Origin of the sequence: Streptomyces sp. NBC_00193, assembly GCF_026342735.1 — a bacterium.
GTDB classification, from domain to species: Bacteria; Actinomycetota; Actinomycetes; order Streptomycetales; family Streptomycetaceae; genus Streptomyces; species Streptomyces stoeckheimensis.
Genome location: NZ_JAPEMM010000002.1, coordinates 79175 through 96246 on the forward strand (window position 1 = coordinate 79175; position 17072 = coordinate 96246).

Genomic DNA, 17072 nt, shown 5'->3' on the forward strand with positions numbered 1-17072 from the left:
AGCCGTCCTCGCCGAGCGGCATGTCGAAGTGCTTGCCGAGGCACGGGAGCAACAAGTCGGAGGAAAAGGTGCTGCCGGAGAGCCAGACCGGATGCTCGCCTCGGCGGCGCGGGCCCGGGCAGCGCGACCTCGTGCCCGACGAGGACACCTTCGTCGTCGCGGTGCTCACGCGCACGAAGGCCGTAGCGCGTAGCCCCTTCAGGAGTCGGTGCCGCTGTCGGCGAGCGCGCTGTACCCGGCTCGGAGGCGCCTGAGGCTCACCGCCCCGCTGTCCTTTCCTACCCGGCACGCTTCCCGCAAAGGGGAAGGATCGATCACGCGGGGGTGCGGGCGGCCCGCCGCCTCGAACCGGTCCGGGACGGTTCCGTCGGCCAGGAGGACTCCGGCCGCTCCCGAGTGGGAGGAGCCGAACTCCTCCGTCGTCCATGTCTCGCGTCTGCCCTCGCCCATGGCACTTCCTCCCGGTCATCCGAACCGCGATGCCCGACGCCCACCAGCCAGCGGCACCGGCCAGAAGCTGAAACTCACCAGCAAAGCCATGCTGACCGACTTCGAGGCAGCCGCCATCACCGCAGGCGTGCCCCGGGCCCGTGGCTGCTGCCGGATCCAGGGGGCCGGCTCCCAGCCGTGATGCCAAGCCAGAATCCGCCTGTGGGTTCGAATCGTTGTGACATCATGACGCCACAGCGACTGGCGGCCCGGATGGAAGCAACCATGAGGGAGCGGTCTGCGGGGGCCGGCCGCCTGGGTGCCCGCTGAGGAGCTGTCATGAATGCCTTCTCGAATGTGGACGGCAGCGGGCGCGGCCAGGAACTGATCGACTACCTCGATCAAGTCGACCATGCCCTGCGCGCGCCGCACGGGCCGAAGCAGAGACTGCGTGCGGGCCTTGTCCCGACGCCCGGCGGCCGGGTCCTGGACCTGGGGTGTGGCGCCGGACACGAGCTGGTGCAGCTGGAGTCCGACGGCATGCGCGCGTACGGCGTGGATGCCAGTGCCGCGATGCTGGCCGCGAGCCGGGCCCGCCTGCAATCCCTGGGGCACCCGGCGAGGCTGGTCCGTGCCGACGCCCAGCGCCTGCCCTTCGCTGGCGGGTACTTCGACGGATGCCGGATCGAGCGCGTGCTGCAGCACGTGGCCGACCCGGCGGCCGTACTGGCCCAGACCCACCGGGTACTGCGACCGGGTGCCGTCATCGGGATTCTCGAGCCGGACTGGGCCTCCCTCACCCTTTCCTCCCACGACAGTGAGACGGCACGGGCAGTGGCCGACCAGGCCGGTCGGCACATCCCGCACCGGGACATCGGAAGGCACCTGCGCAGACTCCTGGCCCACAGCGGCTTCGATCAGATACACGTCGAGGTCGAGCTCATGGTCTACAACACCGTCGAAGAGCTCTCCCGCATCATCTCCCTCGAACACATCACCAACCAGGCCCGCGACACCGGCCGCGTCGAGCCCGCCCTCGCCACAGCCTTCCTCAACGAACAGCACACACTGTCGGCAGCCCGGGCCTTCCACGCCACACTCCACCGATCCACCCTCGCCTGGGCACGCCGCCCCTGATCCGAAGACGCAGTACAGCGGCGCAGAGGCAGGAGTCACAACAGGCCGGCGTGCAGCACGGCAACGCTGACGGCGCGGCCGTACGCGCTGCTGGAGCATGACCCACGACCTGCTCGCCGACGCCCTCGCCCACACTCACTCCAAGGGCCGCTGACGCTGCCGCGGTTGATTCATCCTGCGCTCGGTGCAGGGGTACCGAGCTCCGAAGCGGCAGGTCAGCGGCCCCTCCACCCTGCCCCTCCCGACTCCCTTCCCGGGAACCGACAGGGGTGGTTCGCGGCTGCCTAGTCCTGGCGGGCGCCCTGGACGATCCGGCCGACGATGGCCGCGGCCTGTTCCGGGTGCTGCTCCAGCCATGTGCCGAGGTGTTCCCGTACGGCATCGGCGACGCTGGTGCGCACTGCGGCGCCGTCCAGTACGCCGCGCGTGGAGCCCGAGAACTCGGGCCGGTCCAGCTTCACCGACACGACCGCCGTCAGCCCGTCGCCGATCTGGTCGATGCTGAGATCGGAGGCTGCCTCCGCCAGGAGCCGCCGCTCCCGCACGTGCGTATTGACCGCGGCCGCCGTCCCGTCGCGGAATCCTGCCATGTGCGTGCCGCCGTGGGGTGTGGGCTCGCTGTTGACGTAGCCCTGGAGCCGCTCCTCGGGGGAGCCACGCCACCGCAGGGCCACCTCGACTGTCCCGGCGATCCTCGGATCTTCGCGCTCGAAGCCGATGATGTCCGGGTGAACGGACGCTCCTCCCTGCGCGTCGAGGAAGGCGACGAAGTCCCGAGCCCCGCCCGGGAACCGGAACCGCACCGATCGGGACCGGCCCGGGGGACGTTCGTCGGTCAGCGCGATGTCCAGGCCCCGGTTGAGGAAGGCCAGTTCCCTGAAGCGCTCTGCCAGCACCGCGAACGAGCACTCCGTCGTCTCGAAGATGTCGGTGTCGGGCCAGAAGGCGATGGTGGTCCCGCTTCTGCTCGTCGGTCCTGCGCTGGTGGGCGGGGCGAGCGCGACGCCCCGCGCGTACTCGTGGACCCAGCGGACTCCATCGCGCCGCACCTCGGCTGTCAGACGGCTCGACAAGGCGTTGGTGACACAGGGCCCGATGCCGAAGAGGCTCATGGCCACAGCGTGGCGGCCGCCCGGCTCCGCCACCCCGGGGTGCATGCGGGTCAGCAGGGCTTCGAGGCCGGGACCGCCGGTGTCCCCGGCGGCCTCGACGGGGACACCGGGACCGTCGTCGGCGACACTTACGCCGCCGTCGGACGTGAGGGTGACCTCGATGGTGCTGGCACGGCCCGCCAGCACTTCGTTCACCGCCCGTTCGGCGACATCAAACACGATCTGGTGCAGGCCGCGCCGGCTGGTCGAGCCGACGTACATTCCGGGCCGTTTCCGAACGGCTTCCAATCCCTCCAGCACCTGGATGCGGCTGGCGTCGTACGGGTTGTCGTTGTCACTCATCAAGTCCCCCCAATGGGGTCTCCAGCGGAGTCCCCAGCCTAGGCGGATCTCTGGAAAACACCAGGTCAGACCCTATTAGCCGAAGGCGCGAACGGGCCGGTGGGCACCTACTTGGACAAGGTCGGCGCAGGGATCGCGCACCGCTGTCGGAGAGCAGACGGGGGCCTGCGGAGGCCGCGCCAGACCCAATTTCAGGCGACCCCGAGGCCCTCGATTCCGATACGTCACACGCCTGCCCGAAACACGGTGTCCGGTCGCTTCACCGCTGGACATCTCTCGGAGCACGTACATGGCCGGGCGGGCTAGCTGGGGTCTCGTAGCCGGGCAGTTAGGGGAGACTGGGACGGGTCGCTTGGGAGGCTCGTGTCTTTCTCGATGATGTGCGGATGAGAGGCTGACAAGCCGTGAAGCGCCGTGCGAGGGTGCGCGAGTCGGAACGCGCGGTTGGCGGTCGCGGTCGTGACCGCGGTCAGTCCCGTGTGTGTTCGCGAGAAGCCGGCTGACTGGCCCGGCGGGACTACCGACGGGTGATGCGCCTGGTCATCAGGGTGATTGCGGCCCAGGTGATCAACGATTCGGAGTGCTGGACGAGACGCTCGTAGTCGCGGGCATGTCGTCGGGCGTGCATGACCCAGGCCAGCGACCTCTCGACCACCCAGCGGCGGGGCAGAACGACGAACCCGACGGCGTCCTTCGGCCGACTGACGGTCTTCACCGTCAGGTCCAGGTACCTTCTTTACCCAGGTCACGAGCTGTCCGGCGTAAGCGGAGTCGGCCCAGACGATCGTGATCTCGGGGTGCATGGGCCTCAGCCTGAACAGGACTTCCCTGGCCGCGTCGCGGTCGGTCATGTCGGCCGGGGTGACCATGACGAACAGCGGCAGGCCTTTCGTGTCCACGACGAGGTGCTGCTTCCTGCCGTTGATCTTTTTGGCGGCGTCGTAGCCGCTCGGCCATGTCCCCCAGCGAGGAGGCCTGGGCGGCAACGGTGGACCAATTTCAGCAGGCCACCCGGGTCACCGTACCGATCTCGCTGGCCCGTACTCCCACCGCAGGGCCCGGGAGCCGCTCCGGCGGATCCCCGTGACAGACTCCTCCCTCGAACACGGGGCGAGTAACCCCCTGACCTGGGGTGGGACTATGAGTAGGACGAAGTGGACTGCCGTGATGGCGGCGGTCATCGCGCTCGGCGCGGCGGGCTGCGGTGGCACGGGGGCGGGAGCCGGGGCCGTCGCGGTGTCACCCCGGCCGGAGGGCACCGGCCCCCTCACTCGGGAGGTCGTGCGCACGGACCTCGACACCTCGGCGGCGGCCGCGAAGGTGCCGGCGACCGACGCGGAATGGGCCGCCATGCCCGAGGACGCCGAGCCCGGCACGCTGTCCTCGTGCGTCGTCGCCTTCAAGGGATTCGAGACCGATGCCGCGCCGCTGGACCATGAACGGTTCGAAGCGACACTGCGCGAACTGGGCAGGCGCGGATGGAAGCAGGTCGGGAAGCCGGAGCAGGAGAAGGACAAGAAGGGCGAGGTGTGGACCTCCAAGGTGCTCCTTGACCAGCGAGGCTGGAGGATCGTCGCCGAGTACAGGGACGGACCGACCGGGAAGAGCACGATCTCCTTGCCTGCCTTCGAGAACGCGTGTGTTGATGCCCAGGGCGGGCACTGAGCGCACTGGGCATCAACAGGCCAAGTGTGGAGACCAGTACCAGTATCAGTGCCCACCTCGGTGGTTCCACCGGTGCAGAGCCCGTCGAGGAGCAGCGTTTCTACAGCAGTTCGGGAGGCGCCTTGGCGGCTGCCACCGATCCGTTGTTCACGAGGACGGGAGGCGGCACAGGCATCGAGAATCAGCCGCAGCTTTCGGAGGCATTCGCCGTGGCCCGCAGTGCGCGGCGGCGTCTGCGTCCTCACCAGGACGTACCCAGCGGCGGAGGACACGGAGCCACCGACAACCGACCTCTGCGTGGCGACCGCTGGCCGGTAGCCAGGCCACGGCCTGTCCCACCGCCCGCGAGCCCGCGACCGCCCGCGACCGCCCGCGATGTGGGCGATGTGGGCGATCGGCTCCCGCGTCTCCACGACGGTCCTGGTCGGCGGTGCTGACGGCGGCCCGGCTGCTCCGGTACGTACACCGAACGGTGCAGCCGGCCCGGATGACAACACCATCCGGTGTACGACCGGATGTCTTCATCGGGGCGACGCGGCCGCCCCCGCTCCTTCCGTAGGTTCTGGATCACCGGAACGACATCGAGGAGGACGGCATGACGGCGACGAACACGGCTTCGGCAGCGGGAGTACGGGCCCCGCTCACCCTGATCGGCATCGGGGCCCTGGCGATGGCTGCGCTCGAGACACTCAACCCGGAGTACGACCTGGTGAGCGAGACCCTCAGCCGGTACGTACACGGCACGGCCGGCTGGCTTCTCCCGGCGGCGCTGCTGGCCGTCGGCGCCGCCTCCACCGTCCTCGCGGTACGGCTCGGCGCCGGGACCCGGCGGGCGGGCCGGGCGGCGCTCGTGGTGTGGACGGCCGGCATCGTGGTCGCGGCCCTCTTCCCGGCGGACCCACCCGGCCACTGGAGCAGCCCGTCCCTCTCCGAACTCGTCCACGGCAACGCCGCCTTCCTCGCCTTCGCCGCCCTGCCGACCGCCGCCGTGCTGCTCCGCGGGACCCTCGCGGCCCGGCGGCCCGGCCTGCGCACGGCCCTCAGCACCCTCACCGTGGCCTCGGTCACGGCCACGGCGGCGCTCACGGTCTTCCTGGTCGACGTGATGGACGGCGGCCCGTCGCTGGGACTCGGCGGCGCCCCCACGCTCGTCGGTCTCGTCGAACGCCTCGTCATCGCCGCCGACTTCGGGTGGATTGCGCTCGCCATAGCCGCCGCGGGCGCCCGCAAGCAGCAGGGACGGGACCGTCGTGCATGATCGGCGCATGGACCGACTCGCCGTCCCCGCCCCTGCCAACCCACGCGCGGTTCGGCTCGTCGACTGGCTCCTCGCGGCCGGCACCGCCGTCGCAGTCCTGGCCGGCACCGCCCGGCTCGGCGGCCGGCTGGACGTCGCAGGAGCCCTGCCGCTCGCCCTGTGGCTGAGCCTGCTCCTTCTGGCCCGCCGCCGGTGGCCGCTCTCCGTGCTGCTGCTGAGCGTGCAGGCCGTCATCGTGTTCCGCACCTCCGGACTCACCGACGCCGGCTGGGTGTGGCCGGCCTCCGCCGCGTACGCCACCCTGGCTGCCGACGACCGGCCCGGCCGCCCCGGCCTCCCGTGGGCAGCCGGTATCGGCCTGGCAGAACTAGCCTTCGCCACAACCTGGGAGACGACGGCCGGCGGCGCCACCCCACGCGAGGTCCTCGGCTCCCTGGGTGCCGAGGCCCTGTGGCTGGCGGTGCTCCTCGCCGCCGCGACTGCCTACCGTAACCGCCTCCGCTGGCGCGCCGAACTCGACGAGCGCCTGCTGCGGTCCGTGCGGGAACAGGACCTGGAGGCCGGCCGGCGGATCGCGGAGGCCCGCCTGGAGATCGCCCGCGAACTGCACGACGTCGTCGGGCACACCCTCACCGTCGTCGGGATCCAGCTTCGGGTCGCGGCCGAGGCTCTGCACGACTCACCGGAGGAGGCGCGGGCCGCCCTCACCACCGCCCAGCAGGTCCGTACCGAGGCCGTACGGGACCTCCGCGCGCTCGTCCACGTGCTGCGCGCGCCGGGGGAAGCCCCGGAAGACCCCGCGGCCGGAGTACCCCAGGTCGCGGCGCTCGTCGACCGGATGCGGTCGGCGGAGCTGGACATCCGGCTGGAGACATCCGGCGACCTCGCCGCCGTCCCCGCACCGGTCTCACTCGCCGTCCACCGGATCGTTCAGGAGGCCCTCACCAACACTGTCCGCCACGCCGGGGCATCACGGGCCGACGTGAGCGTCCGATACGGCCACGGGTGGGTGGAGGTGAGCGTCACCGACGACGGCCGGACCCCGGCGGAGATATCGGGGGCGGCCGGGCACGGGGTACGCGGGATGGAAGAGCGGGTCCGGGCGCTCGGCGGCGACTTCTCCGCCGGGCCGCTCAGCGAGGGCGACGGATGGGTCGTGCGGGCCGCCATCCCTGTGCCAGGCTTCCGCCCATGACGATCAAGGTGCTCCTGGCCGACGACCAGGCTCTGGTACGGGCCGGATTCAGCAGCCTCCTCGCCCGCGCCGAGGACATCGAGGTCATCGGCGAGGCGGGCACGGGCGACGAGGCCGTCCGCACGGCCCGCGCCGTCCGCCCCGACGTCGTCCTCATGGACATCCGCATGCCCGGTACGGACGGCCTCACCGCCACCCGGAAGATCGTCGAGGACCCCGAACTGACGGACTGCCGGGTCATCGTCCTCACCACCTTCGAGACCGACGAGTACGTCTTCGCGGCCCTGCGCGCCGGCGCGAGCGGCTTCCTCACCAAGGAGATCGAACCGGACGACCTGCGCCAGGCCGTCCGGTCGGTGGCGGCCGGCGACGCGCTGCTCTCACCGAGCGCGACCCGACGGGTGATCGAACAGTTCGCGCACCGCCCGGCGGCCCCCATCGACACCGCCGAACGGCTCGCCGTACTCACCGCCCGGGAACTCGAGGTGACCCGCCTGATTGCTACCGGCCTGTCCAACAACCAGATCGCTGCACAGCTCTTCATCAGCCCGCTCACCGCCAAGACCCACGTCACCCGCGCTATCGCCAAGCTCGGCGTCCGCGACCGCGCCCAACTGGTGATCCTCGCGTACGAGACGGGCCTGGTCCGCGCCGGCTGCTAGCGACGCCCGGAGCAGGACTAGCTAGACCGTTGTGCCTTCCGTTGGGTCTGCCGCACGATCGGGTGACATCTGATCTGGCTTGCCCTGTGGGGTGGGTGGGAAGGATGTCGCTGTGCCCAAGCCTTATCCGGAAGAGTTCCGCCAGGACGTCGTGCGGGTCGCGAGGAACCGCGGCCCGGGCGTGACGGTCGAGCAGGTGGCCGCCGACTTCGGAGTCCACGCGATGACACTGTGGAAGTGGATGCGCCGGGCGGACATCGCCGACGGGACCAAGCCCGGAACCTCCAGCCAGGAGAGCGCGGAGCTGCGTGAAGCGCGTCGGCGCATCAAGCTGCTGGAGCAGGAGAACGAGGTCCTGCGCCGGGCCGCGGCCTACCTTTCCCAGGCGAACCTCCCGGGAAAAGGATCTACCCGCTCGTGAAAGAGCTGGCCGTGGACGGGGTGCCCGTCACGGTGACGTGCCGGGTCCTCAACCTCGCCAGACAGCCCTACTACCGGTGGCTGGAGCGGCCGGTGACCAGTGCCGAGGCCGAGCAGGCCACTCGCGCGAACGCGTTGCTCGACGCCCACCGAGAGAACCCGGAGTTCGGCTACCGCTTCCTTGCCGACGAGGCCCGCAGCGCGGGATCCGCCATGGCCAACCGGACCGCGTGGCGGATCTGCCGGGACAACCGCTGGTGGAGCGTTTTCGGCAAGAAGCGTGGCAGGAACAAGAAGGCCGGCCCGCCGGTGCACGACGATCTCGTTCGCCGCGACTTCACCGCAACCGGCCCGAACCGGCTGTGGCTCACCGGCATCACCGAACACACCACCGGCGAGGGGAAGCTGTATCTCTGCGCGGTCAAGGACGTCTTCAGCAAGCGGATCGTGGACTATTCCATCGACACGCGCATGAAATCCCGCCTGGCCGTCACCGCCCTGGACAACGCCGCGGCCCGGCGCGAGCACGTCGCCGGATGCATCCTGCACAGCGACCGCGGATCGCAGGGCGGATTCAATTGGTCGTCGCAACACCCTGATCTCGGAGGTGTGCGGCGTGGCTACGGTGGACTGGAGTTTGAAGACCAGCGATGTTCCGGAGGGGAGGCGTCGACAGTGGCGTGCTGACCGTGCGTTGCGGCCGGCGATGCGTTCACCGGGGCGGCCTGATCCGTCTCGGGTCGTGCAGCGCCAGTTTTGGCGGCTGATCGCCACGGGGGTCACGACGGTGGAGGCGTCGTTGGCGGTCGGCGTGTCGTGGCCGGTGGGTGCGAGGTGGTTTCGTCACGCTGGCGGCATGCCTCCGATCTCGTTGGCCGAGCCCTCGGGCCGCTACCTGACGTTCGAGGAGCGCGAGGAGATCGCGATCCTCAGGGCGACGGACAAGGGCGTGCGCGAGATCGCCCGCGCTCTGGGGCGTGACCCGGGGACGATCTCTCGGGAACTGCGCCGCAACGCCGCCACGCGCGCCGGCAAGCAGGAGTACCGCGCGACGGTCGCGCAGTGGAAGGCCCAGCAGGCGGCCAAACGTCCGAAGAGCGCGAAGCTCCTGGGCAACGACCCGTTGCGTGAGTACGTGCAGGAGCGGCTGGCCGGGAACGTCCGCCGGCCTGACGGGACAGTCGTCGCGGGGCCGCAGGCACCTGAGTGGAAAGGGCTGAACAAGCCGCACCGGCAGGACAGACGATGGGCGATGGCATGGAGCCCGGAACAGATCTCGCACCGGCTCCCTGTCGACTTCCCCGAGGATGAGTCCATGCGTATCAGTCATGAGGCGATCTACCAGGCACTGTTCATCGAGGGCCGTGGCGCGCTCAAGCGGGAACTGGTCACGTGCCTGCGCACTGGCCGGGCGCTGCGGGCTCCCCGAGCGCGGTCGCAGAACAAGCCGCAGGGGCATGTCACCGCGGACGTCGTCCTCAGCGAACGCCCCGCCGAGGCCGGGGACCGTGCGGCCCCGGGACACTGGGAGGGCGACTTGATCATCGGGACGGGCCGCTCCGCGATCGGCACGCTCGTCGAGCGCAGCAGCCGCTCCACGCTCCTGGTGCACCTGCCCCGGCTCGAGGGCTGGGGCGAGAATCCGCCCGTGAAGAGCGGCCCCTCGCTCGGGGGCTACGGCGCGATCGCGATGAACACGGCACTCACCACGTCGATGACGCAGTTGCCCGAGCAGCTGCGCAAGACCCTCACCTGGGACCGGGGGAAGGAACTCTCCGGTCATGCCCAGTTCGCTCTCGACACCGGGACGAAAGTGTTCTTCGCCGATCCGCACTCGCCCTGGCAGCGACCGACGAACGAGAACACGAACGGGCTACTGCGCCAGTACTTCCCCAAGGGAACCGACCTGGCCAGATGGTCTGCCGAGGACCTCGAGGCCGTCGCCCTGGCGATCAACAATCGCCCCCGCAAAGTTCTCGGCTGGAAGACTCCCGCCGAGGTCTTCGGTGAGCAGCTACTCTCGATCCAAGAAGCCGGTGTTGCAACGACTGGTTGAACTCGCCCAGTTCCGCTCCCGGAAATTCGTCCGGCCGCTCGACCGACACCAGATGGCCGGCTCCATAGGAAGAGTCGGGGCTGCCGGCGACAACGCCGCCATGGAGTCCTTCTTCAGCCTGCCGCAGAAGAACGTCCTCGACCGCCGGACGTGGGCCACCCGCCAGGAACTGCGGATCGCGATCGTCACCTGGATCGAGAGGACCTACCACCGCCGACGCAGGCAAGCCTCGCTCGGCAGGCTCACCCCCGTCGAATTCGAGACCGTCATGACTACACGGCCCTTCAGGCCGCGTAACCGAACCTGTCACCCGAACCTGCATCAGCCGCAACCTGTGATCGGATCCGCCGGCTGAGCTGTCGAAGAGGTCAAAGAACAAGCTTAGGAGAAATCCAGGCCGCAGAAAGGGGAAGATCTCTGCGGCGGACTCGGGCACTGCGGTCAGGACTGTGGCGGGAACAGCTTGATCAGGCGCTCGCGTTGCCGGTCGCCCAGGCCGCCAATCTTGCGTGTTTCGGAGATGCTCAGGTCGATGAGGTGGCGGCGGGCGCGGACCGTGCCGATGCCGGGGATGGCCTGCAGGAGGCTCAGGACGCGGGTCTGGCGGGCGGTCTCGTCGCCGCGGTCGAGGACGTCGAGGAGCGAGACGCGGCCGGCCTTCAGCGCGGCGAGCATCTCGGCGCGTTCCTTGCGGACCCGGGCGGCCTTCGCGAGGGCCGCGGCGCGCTGCTCGGGAGTGAGAGGGGGTACGGGGGCGGGCATCGTGCTCCTTCGTCGTCGGTCGGCCGCCCATCATGTCCCACAACCCTCCCCCGGCACCCGGATATAGGGTCAGCTCCGCGATCGCAGGTGGGGGATTGCGTCCTTGGCTTTGTTGGTGAGCTTCGGCTCTGGTCCACTTACCTAGCCAGACAGATGCGATTCGACATGACACTGGTCGAAGCGTCCACCCCTTCTTGGATCGCTGCCCACCGTTGTTCCGCCACGGGGGTCATCCCCGCGTGCGCGGGGAGCCGACGTCGCAACCGGCTCCGAACAACATCTGGTCGGGGTCATCACCATGTTGGAAGGCAGCCACGCTCCGTTATCTACCGCGAGCAGTTCCGCACCGACGCAGGGCGGCTTGCTCAGATGTCACGCCGTCCTGTGGACGCGGCCCGTCAGCAGCGGTAGCCGTTGGGGACCTGAAGCACAGCCATGAAGATCCACACCATGACCGCGGTGCCCACTACGCCCCCCAGGACGGCGACCGTGAGGTTCCAGCGCCCCACATACCCGATGAGCACCCCCCACCACGCCGCCGCAATCACTGAGAGCACGGCTCCGTAGAAGATCAGCGCGAGCCCGTTGGCCGCGCCGTTGACTCCCACGTCGCACGCCCGCCAGGCGGCCGCCAGCAGTACCGACCCGAGCACACCGGTCGCCAGACCAGCCACTGGGGCGACCACGCAGCCCCACTGTCCCCGCGTCACTTCCGGTTCCGGATCTGCGGAACGTTCTCCCCGTTGCGCTGAGCCTGCTCCATCTTGTCCATCGCGTCGTTGATTCCCTGGCGAAGCTGGTCTTCGGTCATGTCGTCGCCATACTTGTCGTACAGCTCGATGCCGACACGCATCGTGATCTGGTCACCCTGGTCATCGTCCCCGGTAATGAGCGATTCGCCCAGGGAGGCTCCCTTGATCAAGGTGTCCGCATCAAAGCCGACAGCGCGGCCGACATAGCCGTAGTGGACATTGGAATAGATGTCGTAGAAGACTTCGCGGTCCGTTCCGGGCTGCTTGAAGTAGTAGTCGTCGCGCCGCTGAAGGTCGTACCGCGCCTGGAGTTGAGGCTTGTGGTCCCAGTCCTGCCCCGGGGCCACCTTGACACCCCACATCACCAGTGCCGCGTTGATGTCGGAACCATAGTTGCGCCCGAACTCGTACCACTCGGGTTCGTCGAGCAAGGACCGTATCTGCCCGACGGTGTCCGACTTCGCGTTCCGCTTCATCTCCTCGAAAATCCACCTCTCGGCATCAGTGAACTTCTGCTCACTCCGCGCCGACCCGGTCGGCGGGATCACGGGAGAGGCAGAGGCGTTGAACCCCCCGATAGTGCCGTCAAGGATGTTCCCGTCCACGACCACGGCTTCGAGCGCCTGCTTCACGGCCTTGTCGAACTCATCCACGGCCCGCACCGCCGCAGCAACGTGCGCGGTCCACGACTCCTCCACACTCTTGAGGTCCGGGTCACGCCGCAGAGCCCGTGCCTGTGCCGGGTCCTCGACCCGCGTGAAGTCGAAGGTCGCACGTCCCGCCGCCGATACCGCCATGCCCGCGGCCACGGCATCGTCCCGCGCTGATTCGACCTTCTTCTTCAGGTCGGTGAAGCCTGCGTGCGCATCCGTCAGAAGCTTGGCTACCGCCTTCGCCTCCGTCTGAGCGGACCTGTACTCACGCCGGGTCGTCGCAAACTTCGTGTGGGCAGCCTCAACGCTGAACCCGAGCCAGTTCTGCCCGAGGGTGATCTTCTGGACCGTCTCCCCGTAACGCTCTTCGACCTTCGACAGATCAGTGGCCATGGACTGCCACTTCTCCGCAGCAGTCGACAGGACGCCGAAATCGGTCGTCATGACTTCCTGATACGTCAACACGCGCCCAACCCCTTACAGCCCGTCGAGCTTCGACTTCGGGCCCAGCGCGCGGAGCCCGTCACCCGTGTGCACGTCGTTCTGCACGAACATGCCCGAGGCGCCACGCAGGGAGGCTTTCTCGGCACTGAGACGTCCCATGAGCATCTGCACTTGCCGGTCCCACGTCTCCGTCACCTTCTTCAGTCCGGAGGCCGTCTCCCAGCCGTCAAGGGTTCTTGCCGCCGCGCTCGTATGCTCTTTCGCACCGGCCGCGGCCTTCTTGGTATTGGGCTCCAACTCGGTCTCGACAGTGTTCGCCGCCGCGGTCTTCTCCGCCGGCGTTGACCCGAACACGCTCCCGCCTACCGGAGCCACCGGGCCGGGCGGTACCCCCTCTTCCCCTCTTCCCCTCTTCCCCTCTTCCCCTCTTCCCCTCTTCCCCTCTTCCCCTCTTCCCCTCTTCCCCTCTTCCCCTCTTCCCCTCTTTTGGATCATAAGCCCACGCTCGCCAGCGAACTGACCGTTCCTCATACGATCTGAGGGCGACGCCTTGGCCCCAACCGACACCCGCTGAAGAGGCCGCGATGGGATCATCTCTGTGTGCGAGCTGGACTCAGTTCCCTGCCATGCCATGCGGGCAACGGGGTCATCCCCGCGTGTGCGGGGAGCAGAGTCCCGTCCTCGGTGAGGAGGACGGGATCGACACCAAGGTCTGAGCCTTTGCCGACCGGGGCGCTGCCCGCGACTTCCTCGACGTGTACGCCGCTTCCCGCCGCTGGGCCACCACTGGCCTCGAAGGGTTCGGTCCCATGGGGCCACCCGCCCAGGCACCGGGCCATCTATCGGCGTGACTCGGGCGGGCCTGAAGGCAGGCTTGCCGCGTCGCCGAGCCTCACCCCTCCTCGGGGAATATTTGTTCCGTTTTTTGACATTTTGGCATGAATTAGAGTATTGTCAACGTGCCATGAAAGAGAAGCGTGCGTACGAGAGTCCGCTGCGTGCCGGGCAGCTTGAGCAGACCCGGCAGCTGATCCTCGCAGCGCTCACCGAGGCCATCGCCGACGAAAGCGTCCAGGAGCTGACCATCCCGCTCGTAGCGGAGCGCGCAGGCGTCGCCGTCCGCACCGTCTACCGGCACTTCCCGACCAGGGAGGCGCTCTTCGCGACCTGGAGCGGGTGGGCCCAGGAGAATCTGCACGTGCTCACGCAGTCCTACCCGGACACCTTGGACGGGCTGCGCCGCGTGGCGCCGGAGCTCTACCGCTCGTACGACGAGCACGCCCCACTGATCCTCGCCATGCTGAACTCCAAGGCGGCCCGGCCGCTGCGGGAGCAGGGTCGCAGGCATCGGTTCCAGTCGGTGGAGGCGGCGCTGGCCGAGCTCACGGCGGAGGCCGACCCGGTAGCCCGCCGCCGCGCGGTCGCCGTGCTGTACCTGCTGGTGAGCGCCCCAGCCTGGCAGGCCATGCGGCTGCAGGCGGGGCTCGACGGGGCGGAGGCCGGCAAGGCCGCCGCCTGGGCGGTGCAGGTGCTTACAGACGAGCTGCGGCGAGACCCGGACGGCCCACTACGCCACCCGGGCAGCTGACCGGCAAGGAGGAGAGCCATGAGCATCGCCACGGAACGCACTTTCGCTCCACCGGGGCCGGGTACCTGGTTCCTGGACCCGACCCACTTCACCCGCCCGGTGACCAGGTTCCACGCCGAGATCTTCATCGAGGAGATGCACCGCGGCTTCGGAGAGAGCCTCCGCCGGTACGGGTCGCTGCTCGAACGGCTGGACTGGGCCTTCGTCAACGGTTTCTGCTACTACCATCCGCAGCCGCTGGGAGCCCCGCCGGACGCCACGGACCACCCGCCGAGAGAAGTCTGGGAACGCCTGGCCGCCGATCATCCCGAGATCCGCACCAGGCTCGCGACCAGCGCGACCGTCTTCGAACGCAAGCTGTGGCGCGAGGACCTGCGCCGCTGGGACGAGGAGGTCAGACCCGGGCTGCAGCGCGAGCGGCGCGAACTACAGCAGGTCGACCCCGGTCTCCTCGATACCGGCAGTCTGCTCGCGTACCTCGACCGGTGCCGGGAGCACCAGCGCCGAGCCGGTTACCTGCACCACCTGTTCAACATGCCGGCACTGCTGCCGATGGGCGATCTGATCGCGCACTGTCAGGAGTGGACCGGGCGCACCACCGGCGAGATCCTGGCCCCGCTGGCCGGATCGAGCCCCGATCCGCTGGCAGACCGGGAGGAACTGGCCGAGCTGGCCGCCGCCGTAGCAGCGGACCCCCGGGCGAGCGAGCTGCTCGACTCGCCGACGCGACCCCAGGAGCTGCTGGCGGCGCTCGGGGCCGTCGCGGGACGTACGAGTACCGCCCTTGCCGAGTACCTGGCGACGTCGGGCTGGCGCCCGGTCAATGGCGAGGACGTGGGCGATCCCTGCGTGGCGGAGTTGCCCGCCGTCGTACTCGCGGCCATCCGCTCGGCAGTCTCCTCCTCGGCAAGGCCCCTGGCGGACGCCCGCGCCGACCAGCACGCCGACGCGGCGGCCGACCTTCGCGACGCTGTACCCGCGCCGCATCGCTCCCGCTTCGACGAACTGCTCGCCGAGGCGCGGTTGGTCTCCCGGCTGCGCGACGAGCGCGGGTCGTGCGCGGACCTTCCGGCCATCGGCCTCACCCGGCGCGCCATCCTGGCGGCCGGCCGACGGCTCACCCAGCAGGGCCGGATCCACGCACCCGACCACCTGGCCGAGGCAGACTACGCGGAGCTGCGCGCCCTGGTCCGTACGGGCTCCGGGCCCGACGCCGCAGAACTCGCCGCCCGGGCGCACTACCGCGACCACGCCCGGTACGCGGATGCGCCGCCGTTGCTGGGTCCACCGCCGGGCGACCCGCTGCCTCCCGATTGGCTGCCGCCCGCCGCGGCACGCCTGGAACGCGCCCTCGGGGCCGTCGTCCTCGCCATGTTCAGCAACCCGGCAGCCCGGACCGAAGGGCGGACCGTCCACGGGCTCGGCGCGAGCCCGGGCGTGTACGAGGGCACGGCACGGGTGATCAGCGGCGTGCCCGAGTTCGACCGCATCCAGCCCGGGGACGTCCTGGTCACCGGTGCGACCACCACGGCCTTCAACATCGTCCTGCCGCTGCTCGGCGCGATCGTCACCGATCGCGGCGGGGCGCTCTCCCACGCCGCCATCGTCGCCCGGGAGTTCGCCATCCCCGGCGTCGTCGGATGCACGGATGCCACGGCGGTGATACCCGACGGCGCCTGGGTGCGGGTCGACGGCCGGGCGGGAGAGGCGGCGGTGGTCCGATGACCGGTCTGCTGTCGCCGAGCACGTGGTCCGCCCCTGTGTCGCTCCGTCTAGCCACCGACGAGAGCCAGTACGGCGGCAAGGCCTCGCAGCTCGCGGCCGCCGCCCGGGCCGGTCTACCGGTACCGGCAGGAATCGCCCTGGAATGGCTGTTCGTCGACGCCGTCGCAGCAGGTGACGACGAGGCGCTCGCCGCCCTGCACGTGGCAACCGCCGACTTGCAGGGCGGCGGGCTGGCCGTGCGTTCCTCCGCTCTGGGCGAGGACTCGGCCGGGGCGAGCTTCGCCGGACAGCACCTCACCTGCCTGAACGTACGGGGTCCGGACGGGCTGACCGAGGCGGTCCGAATGGTGAGAGATTCGGCGCACTCGGCCGCCGCGCTCGCCTACCGTGAGCGGCTCGGGCTGCCCGGCCGGCCCAGAGTGGCAGTGGTGGTACAGGAGTTGGTGGTACCCGAGTGCGCCGGAGTCCTGTTCTCCCGAGACCCCCTCGACGGCTCCGACGTCCTGGTGATCGAGGCGAGTTGGGGCCTGGGCGAAGCCGTGGTCAGCGGCCTGGTCGTACCGGATCACTACCGGGTCCGCCACGACGGCCGGGTGATCGAGCGCACGGCGGGCTTGAAGGACCTGGCCGTGGAGCCCGCGCCGGCCGGCGGAACGAGCCAGGTCCCGGTCCCCGCCGACCGAATCCACCGACTCTGCCTCGACGAGACACGGCTGGAGAGCCTGCGGGAACTCACCGCCCGCTGCGAGCAGGTCTTTGGCGGGACGCAGGACCTGGAGTGGGCCTTCGTCGCCGACCGTCTCCTTCTGCTGCAACGCCGGCCGATGACCGGGGCCGTGCCCCCGCACTGACCCCTGCGCAGGCGCGCACTC

General features: G+C 69.6%; 17 protein-coding genes and 2 pseudogenes. 12 read left to right on the forward strand and 7 right to left on the reverse strand.

All coding sequences use genetic code 11. The annotated features are described in order from the left end of the window. Positions 1 to 198: 198 nt before the first annotated feature. Positions 199 to 450, reverse strand: a complete 252-nt coding sequence (locus OG898_RS28350; protein ID WP_266960689.1) for a hypothetical protein — start codon at positions 448 to 450, stop codon at positions 199 to 201. A gap of 318 nt (positions 451 to 768) precedes the next feature. On the opposite strand from OG898_RS28350, the gene OG898_RS28355 reads away from it, so the two are divergent. Continuing rightward, positions 769 to 1566: a methyltransferase domain-containing protein gene (locus OG898_RS28355; RefSeq protein WP_266960691.1), complete on the forward strand. Its 798-nt coding sequence runs from the start codon at positions 769 to 771 to the stop codon at positions 1564 to 1566. Between the two features lie 284 nt (positions 1567 to 1850). Here the strand turns inward: OG898_RS28355 and OG898_RS28360 are convergent, their stop codons facing one another. Both OG898_RS28360 and OG898_RS28365 read right to left on the reverse strand, forming a co-directional pair. After that, a complete protein-coding gene (locus tag OG898_RS28360; RefSeq protein ID WP_266960693.1) occupies positions 1851 to 3020 on the reverse strand; it encodes an ATP-binding protein in 1170 nt (389 codons plus the stop codon). A 523-nt stretch (positions 3021 to 3543) separates the two neighbouring features. Continuing rightward, a pseudogene (locus tag OG898_RS28365) lies at positions 3544 to 3967 on the reverse strand (transposase); the annotation flags it as partial. A 193-nt stretch (positions 3968 to 4160) separates the two neighbouring features. Between OG898_RS28365 and OG898_RS28370 the strand changes: the two are divergent. The 8 genes and pseudogenes from OG898_RS28370 to OG898_RS28405 form a co-directional block, all read left to right on the forward strand. Then, a complete protein-coding gene (locus OG898_RS28370; RefSeq protein ID WP_266960695.1) occupies positions 4161 to 4685 on the forward strand; it encodes a hypothetical protein in 525 nt (174 codons plus the stop codon). A 595-nt stretch (positions 4686 to 5280) separates the two neighbouring features. Next, positions 5281 to 5943, forward strand: coding sequence for a DUF998 domain-containing protein (locus OG898_RS28375; RefSeq protein ID WP_266960697.1), 663 nt, complete (start codon positions 5281 to 5283; stop codon positions 5941 to 5943). Between the two features lie 7 nt (positions 5944 to 5950). Next, on the forward strand, positions 5951 to 7138 hold the full coding sequence (locus tag OG898_RS28380; RefSeq protein ID WP_266960699.1) for a sensor histidine kinase: 1188 nt from the start codon (positions 5951 to 5953) through the stop codon (positions 7136 to 7138). Beyond that, positions 7135 to 7800: a response regulator transcription factor gene (locus OG898_RS28385; protein WP_266960701.1), complete on the forward strand. Its 666-nt coding sequence runs from the start codon at positions 7135 to 7137 to the stop codon at positions 7798 to 7800. Before OG898_RS28380 ends, OG898_RS28385 begins: the two co-directional genes overlap by 4 nt. A gap of 112 nt (positions 7801 to 7912) precedes the next feature. After that, positions 7913 to 8221, forward strand: a complete 309-nt coding sequence (locus OG898_RS28390) for a transposase (RefSeq protein WP_266960703.1) — start codon at positions 7913 to 7915, stop codon at positions 8219 to 8221. After that, a complete protein-coding gene (locus tag OG898_RS28395; RefSeq protein ID WP_266960705.1) occupies positions 8218 to 8907 on the forward strand; it encodes a DDE-type integrase/transposase/recombinase in 690 nt (229 codons plus the stop codon). The genes OG898_RS28390 and OG898_RS28395 overlap by 4 nt, the downstream gene beginning before the upstream one ends. A gap of 169 nt (positions 8908 to 9076) precedes the next feature. After that, positions 9077 to 10276, forward strand: coding sequence for an IS30 family transposase (locus tag OG898_RS28400; RefSeq protein ID WP_266962643.1), 1200 nt, complete (start codon positions 9077 to 9079; stop codon positions 10274 to 10276). A gap of 4 nt (positions 10277 to 10280) precedes the next feature. Next, positions 10281 to 10538: pseudogene (locus tag OG898_RS28405) on the forward strand (integrase core domain-containing protein); the annotation flags it as partial. Between the two features lie 179 nt (positions 10539 to 10717). Here OG898_RS28405 and mihF read toward each other — a convergent pair. From mihF to OG898_RS28425, 4 genes are all read right to left on the reverse strand, one after another. Beyond that, complete coding sequence (gene mihF, locus OG898_RS28410; protein WP_266960707.1) at positions 10718 to 11038, reverse strand: integration host factor, actinobacterial type; 321 nt, start codon at positions 11036 to 11038, stop codon at positions 10718 to 10720. Between the two features lie 398 nt (positions 11039 to 11436). Beyond that, complete coding sequence (locus OG898_RS28415) at positions 11437 to 11724, reverse strand: hypothetical protein (protein WP_266960709.1); 288 nt, start codon at positions 11722 to 11724, stop codon at positions 11437 to 11439. 20 nt (positions 11725 to 11744) lie between these two features. Beyond that, positions 11745 to 12887, reverse strand: a complete 1143-nt coding sequence (locus tag OG898_RS28420; protein WP_266960711.1) for a polymorphic toxin type 44 domain-containing protein — start codon at positions 12885 to 12887, stop codon at positions 11745 to 11747. A gap of 33 nt (positions 12888 to 12920) precedes the next feature. After that, positions 12921 to 13418: a hypothetical protein gene (locus tag OG898_RS28425; protein WP_266960713.1), complete on the reverse strand. Its 498-nt coding sequence runs from the start codon at positions 13416 to 13418 to the stop codon at positions 12921 to 12923. 433 nt (positions 13419 to 13851) lie between these two features. Here OG898_RS28425 and OG898_RS28430 point away from each other — a divergent pair, with 433 nt between their 5' ends. The 3 genes from OG898_RS28430 to OG898_RS28440 are packed head-to-tail and all read left to right on the forward strand — an operon-like array spanning position 13852 to position 17051. Continuing rightward, positions 13852 to 14475: a TetR/AcrR family transcriptional regulator gene (locus OG898_RS28430; RefSeq protein ID WP_266960715.1), complete on the forward strand. Its 624-nt coding sequence runs from the start codon at positions 13852 to 13854 to the stop codon at positions 14473 to 14475. Between the two features lie 18 nt (positions 14476 to 14493). Then, positions 14494 to 16200, forward strand: a complete 1707-nt coding sequence (locus OG898_RS28435) for a PEP-utilizing enzyme (RefSeq protein WP_266960717.1) — start codon at positions 14494 to 14496, stop codon at positions 16198 to 16200. Then, positions 16197 to 17051: a PEP/pyruvate-binding domain-containing protein gene (locus tag OG898_RS28440; RefSeq protein WP_266960719.1), complete on the forward strand. Its 855-nt coding sequence runs from the start codon at positions 16197 to 16199 to the stop codon at positions 17049 to 17051. The genes OG898_RS28435 and OG898_RS28440 overlap by 4 nt, the downstream gene beginning before the upstream one ends. Positions 17052 to 17072 lie beyond the last annotated feature (21 nt).